Below are 6,055 nucleotides of genomic sequence, written 5' to 3'. Positions count from 1 at the left end.
AAACCGACCCCGCACCCAGCCGATTTGGTTCGGCGGGAAAGGTAAGGGGAATTTCAGAGCGGTTTTTCACCATCCTGCTAGTGAAAAGACGATTTATATTCAGGTATTGGCACTTTCTCGTCAGTTTATCCGGTGACATATTGATGTCAATGGATTGGTCTTTCTCTCGTTTTTCTATGCATATGGTTGATCATCTTCGCACCGATTTTTCCTGGCAGGGCGAGTCGGTCTGCCATGCCATTAGCGATCTATCGTATGCGTTCAACTTGAATTCATGTGTTTCGGCTGGCGCGCTTACTGGGATTATGGGTTAGGGTCCAGGAACGACCGGGCCATCAGCCACACATCAGCTATATGTCGGTGCGATTCAGGTCGGTACCTCCGTAACGACCTGTGTGTCGAATATTGCCCCAGCTAGTCGGGTACGCTCGCGGTGATGCAGAGCAGCTTCAGTGCGACGCATTTTTTTGTGCTGGAGGCTGGTTTGCGCTCCTCCTACGGTTATGAGCGGCCTGTGTTCATCCGTATTGGTTTGTCGGAACAGGTTAAGGGCCGCTTGTGATAGCGATAAAGACATAGGTCTAAGGAGATACGCAATGATACCTATTGACGGAAATAAGCCGGTTCAATTCCAATAACTATCAGGTTAATTCGACATTTGCCGGATAAATGGCAGGAGGGTATCGTTTGCTCAATGCGTTCGGCTCATTTGGGATAGTTTCAGGTATCCAATATTCGTGGGGTGTAGTCCGATCGGCGTACTGCTCATGTCCTACTTCGTGCGTGCTTTTGTCCGAGTCGGTTCGATGGGTCAGCGTTGGTCGGGGGTAATCTTAAGGATGACAGCAATGTTGACTGCAAAGAAATTTGAGAGACGGGCGATTTGCACAGCTCTATTTACCATGGGTGTGGTCGGTGGAGACGCTGCGGCTGGAGCGCTCGTCGACACTGCGGCCGAGATCGGGATAGCCGAGACGACCCCGGCGTATCACATGACCGCTGCCGACTATGATGGAGACGGATGGCCGGACATCCTGGTCAATCGACGCTGGACCCTGCCGTTTCGCCTGTATCGCAACGTCGGCGGGAGTTTCGTCGAGGACACTCGCATCGACTTCGGCATACGCGACCGGCTGGACTGTCAATGGGGCGATCCGAACGTAGATGGACGGCTCGATCTGTACTGCGGCAGAGGGGCGTCTCACGGCACGGCGACGAAGGCGAATCAGCTGTGGATCCAACAACCCGATGGTTCGTTTCAGGACCAAGCGGCAGCCTGGAATGTGACTGATCCGCATGGACGGTCGCGCAGTGTGGTTTGGCTTAACTTCAATGGAGACGGGTTTCCCGATCTATTCGTTGGCAACCACTTTCCCCGCCAGGACGGAATCCCCAGCCCTAATCGTCTGTTCGTCAATCAGGCTGGCAGCCGCTTCAGCGAACTTGTGATTCCCGGATTCACTGAGGAGATCGGCGGCGCTCCAGCTTTTGCGGTGGACATGGACGCAGACGGTTTCGATGACCTATTGGTCTGTGGGGCTTCGACGCTTTACGCATTCAGGAATACGGGCGGCACGGGCTTCGTCGACATGACGACAACGCTGGGTTTGCGGTACTACGCGCGCAGCGCCATCGCCGCTGATGTCAACCAGGATGGTCAACTCGATCTCGTGGTCACGATCCCGCGGGAGGTACGCATCTACCCCGGCCAAGGCCCCTGGAGCTTTGGTGAGCCCCAGCGCTTCACGGGGCAGAATCTCTACGACACGGTAACGGCAGATGTCGATGGCGACGGTGATCTGGATATCTACGTCTCCAGCACGAATCCGTCGGGGTCTGCCAATCCGGCCGATCTTTTGTTGCGTAACGGTGGGAACGGGGTGTTCACGCCGGAGGTGGTGGCCTCTTCGAGCCAGGGCTCGGGTGGGCGCGTCGCCGTCATCGATCACGATCTCGATGGCCGAGCCGGTATCCTGCTCGTGAACAGCCGCGGCGTGGGCGACGGTGGGCCGCTTCAATTTTTTCAGGACCCGCCGCCGGTGCAGCCGTCTACGAATCTGATACCCAATGGCGACTTCGAGACGGGTCAGCTGAGTCCGTGGGTCAGTTGGCGCGGTGCATTGCAGATCGCGCGCGATGAGACTCGTGGTGGCAGTTGGGTCGGGACTGTCCATGTCCGCGGCGGCGGCGGACAGGTCATCCCGGCGAGCGCCAATACCCGCTACACCCTTCGGGTTTCCGGTAGGGTCGACATGCCCCACTGGGCCGCAGCGGGTTATCAGTTCCAGGATGCGTCCGGCAAACCGATAGCGGCTGGCAGAAATCTGACACCGTTCGGGACGTCCTACGCGGAGCACACCGTAAGCTTCGAGACGCCTCCGAATACCACATCAATCTTGGTGCAGATCTGGAATACGGCCGGGGGGGGCGTCTATGCCGATGACTTTTCATTGACTGCACCATAAATCCTTTCTGATGCATGGCGTGCCACGGAATGGGCGCGCCGCGCAGGCAAAGCTCGGGCACTTTCGATCGCGATCACTCCAGTCCTCCTTATTCGTACGTCAGATTGGCGGGAAGCCGCGGCTGCCGTGCCCTGTACGTTGAATTCGAGCCGGCGCCGCAACATTCATACAAGCAGCGGTTCGCTGTCTTCATTCGTACCTTGCGGATTTCGGAAGGCTGAGGTCGAGACGCCCGACATGATCGGGATGACTACTCCTTGCGCTGACCAAGATGGGCCGGAAAGCGTGGAGCTGGCTGGTCGTAGTCTGCATGCCCGACCGGCTCTGGCCTAGCTGCCGGATGCTCCGCCACACTCCGGAGCGGATGCCCTGTTCTTCAGCAGTCTTCGCTGTGGTCAACAGGTCAAGCTTCGCCCTGCCGTCGGGTCGGAACGCTTGGGAACAGTGGCTGCGTGTCTGCCTTGGTCTAGGCTGAGCTGGATCGGTCGCGTTGCCAGCCTTACGTTGAGCTCAAGCGGCGCGGGACGACCCGGGAGGAGGAACCTCGAGTTTTCTGCTGGAGGCGCTATCCGAGCAAGTTCGAGTGGCGCCCGCATCGATTGCCCCGGCGCCACCTCCACTTCATTCGGTCAGCATCCGAAGACCGAGTGCCCGCCTGTGAAGAAAAGACCCGTCGCCGGCGCTGGGGGATATCGGTGCCCCGGGCGATTTGTGATCCGCGCGTCATCTCAGTTGTGCGTCATCGAGGTAAAGCGTCCCGCCCGCATTGATTTCCATCCAGATATTGAACTGCAGCGTCTGCCCGGTTGTGACCGGCACATTGGCCAGAACAGCTTCGGCCCAACTGCCGATCGAACTCATGGGAACGGTGTTCTGATACGTGACCTTACCGGTGGCGGTATCGCGTACTTTGACACCCAGGTGCGCCCACTTGATGCCGTTGAGTCGTTGGTACCAGATGGAGAGGGTATAGGCTGCCGGGGGCAGGGCACCTTGGCTCTGGTATAGCATGGTCTTGGTGGCCACCGGGCGAGTGTAGAGAGCGGCCTTCTGCCCGCTGTGAACGTTGGCGCCGGTGATGGTGCCGTTCCCTATGCCCTGCCAACCGGCGAAATCGTTTTCAAACCCCGGATTCGTGAGCCGGTTGGGAGGCGGGCCATCATGGGTGATGGTCGTTACCCCCGAGCCGTCGGGGCCGAGGACGATGGTGAAGTCGCCGGAAGGCCCCTTCGTGATGGTGCCCGCGCCTCCCGTCAGCCCTGCAGCCGGAGACCAGCGCGCGCCGTCCACCTCGGCGGCTTTCCCGGTGCGGTATACGGTAAAGATCCTGTCCAGCGTCGCCGCGGCAAACCCGATTCCGGGATCCCGTCCGGAGCGGTGCAGGGCCGAAATCATTCCTTCCGATAGCGCTGATGACCAGACGCCGCAATCGTCCAGTGAGCCGCTGAAGCCATTGGCCTTCTGCCCATCGGCTCCGACCGTAATGCCACCCCACGGTAGCGTATCCAGCTTGGTCGCGGAATTGGTCGCAGAGGCGGCGAGTGCAACGCCATCGACATACAACTTGGCTGCCATCATGGTCGCCCCGTGCCCCGGATGTGTGGTCGCGACATGATGCCAGAGGCCATCGCTCAAAGTGGGTAGCGAGGCTGCCGGTTTGACTGTACTGCCATGGGCGACCAGGGAGGGTATCCCGTTGTTCATCTGCAAGGCAAAAGCGCTGGATCCGGATCCCAGCGAGATGAGGGTCTGTTTGCCGGTGGAACTCGTGTTGATCCAGCACGCGAGGCTGCGTGGGTGGTCCGAGATGATCGGATTCAGGTGGACGGGCGCCTTGGCAACGGGAAGTTCGATGTAAGACGGTGATGTGCCGGAGAATCGCCCTGCGTTACCAACGATCCCCACTGTGCTCGTTACGTTCTTGGCGAGTCCGTAATAGTATTCTGATAACTGCCCGTTATTGGGAATGTTGCGTGAGTAGTCCGTTCCGTCCATGTTGTAGTTGAGAACGATTCCGGCGCGGTCTACCGGCTTCAGATTGCCTGTTGCCGTGATCACGTTGTTGCCGTTGTCATCGCCCTTGGTTATGGTCATCGTCCCGGTGGTTTTGAATGTCGTATAGGTTGTATCCGAGTGCTCGCGAAGCTGGATGTCGATCCGGTTATCTGTGACGTCGAAGAGCAAGTGCGAATGGCTATATCCCTTGAATCCGTTGACCAGTTGTACCGTCCCGCTGCTATCGTCGACGGATGAGGTAAATGAATGCACTTCGCCGGTCAGATACACATCGACCTTATGCTTGCGGATGATCTGCCAGAGCGGCGACCTTTCAGCGCCCTTGATAATCATGGCACTCGTATCGATCAGATTTATGGGCAGAATGGCTGGAGTATGCCCGGCAACAAAAATGAACCGGATATCGGGCAGATTCCTTCCGGCGGCAAGCACGGCATCGAGCCAGTTGAGGTGATCGCCAACCAACTCGGGCGAAACGACGCCGGTACGCGGGTCGAGCACTTGATTTGCGCCTTCGAAACGGAAGACATCGAGAATGACGAAGAGGATGTTGTTCTCGATGAATGCATAGGACGTATTCTCGTAGGGCGTGCCGACGGGCCTTTGCCGTGCCGTGCCAATCCAGCCATCATAGCGGGATGAGCCATCGGACTTCACCGTAAACGCCTTAGCAAAGGCTTGTTTGAAATAGACCATCGCACGGGCTTTCTCCGACCCTGATGGCCAGTTGTTGTCACCCAGTTCGTGGTCACCCAGTGCGCTGATCAGTGGCAGGCCGGCGGGAGGGCCTTCGAAGCGGTTCTTGATGTCCCCGAAGCAAACGGTGGCGCAATTTTCGATGAAATATGGCAGCGAGAAGGTTCCGTTCGGAGGAATGCCATAAGTCGCGCGGATGTTCTGGTTGCTGAGCCAGATGCCTTCAAACAAATCGCCTGTTTGAATGATGAACCGTGCGCCGCTGTCGTGAAAATCGAGTAGTTGTCGATGATCACGATTGACTACTACGGTCGGTGCCGGGCCGTATACTGCATCGTTGGAATGGATATCGGAGGTCGCCCCGAAGATCCAGGCCGACACGGTCATCGGGAAAAGGCATAAATACCCTGTGAGGAGCGATGCGAAGCGCGCTTTTATGTGGTTCATGGGTGGGTATCTCCATTGCAGGTTACCAGGCTCAGGGGTGCCTGGTTGGGGTTCTCCTAAAGTGATCTCTCATTAACGCCCTGTTTTCTTGCCTTCCGGGGTTTGGCTCAGTCCTCACTAAGGCTTAATATCGCTGGAATAAGTCAAGCACTTGGGGTTTAGTCCGTAAATGGGCGTGATTGCCTAGGAAAATGCTCTCAGTGAACGGAAGGAGTAGCGGATGTCTACGACGCAGGTAGGTCGGCGGGTGCTGGCGACGATACCCGCTCGCCGGAGCTCAGACGATGCGCAGCCGCGCGCTGGGCGGCGCGACGTACGCAGGGTCGTTCGATCGCTTACCCTGCCCGTCCGGAGGGCGCGATCGTCGAAATGAGCCACTTGGTAGACACACGGTTTCCTGGATGGGCCCGAAAAGGGCCCATCCCGATGCC

The 6,055-nt window shown here is 58.1% G+C and carries 2 protein-coding genes; one reads left to right on the top strand and one right to left on the bottom strand.

Going from position 1 to position 6,055, the window contains the following annotated elements; genetic code table 11:
• Positions 1-902: 902 nt before the first annotated feature.
• Entirely contained in the window at positions 903-2,465 is a 1,563-nt protein-coding gene (locus tag ACW73L_RS14060; RefSeq protein WP_498922862.1) for an FG-GAP-like repeat-containing protein, read from the top strand.
• A 723-nt stretch (positions 2,466-3,188) separates the two neighbouring features.
• Here the strand turns inward: ACW73L_RS14060 and ACW73L_RS14055 are convergent.
• Positions 3,189-5,624, bottom strand: coding sequence for a LamG-like jellyroll fold domain-containing protein (locus ACW73L_RS14055; protein WP_498922861.1), 2,436 nt, complete (start codon positions 5,622-5,624; stop codon positions 3,189-3,191).
• Positions 5,625-6,055: the final 431 nt, after the last annotated feature.

This window comes from Methylolobus aquaticus (genome assembly GCF_054172105.1).
Note: the sequence above shows the minus strand (reverse complement) of the source record. Positions and strands in the feature narration are given on the sequence as shown.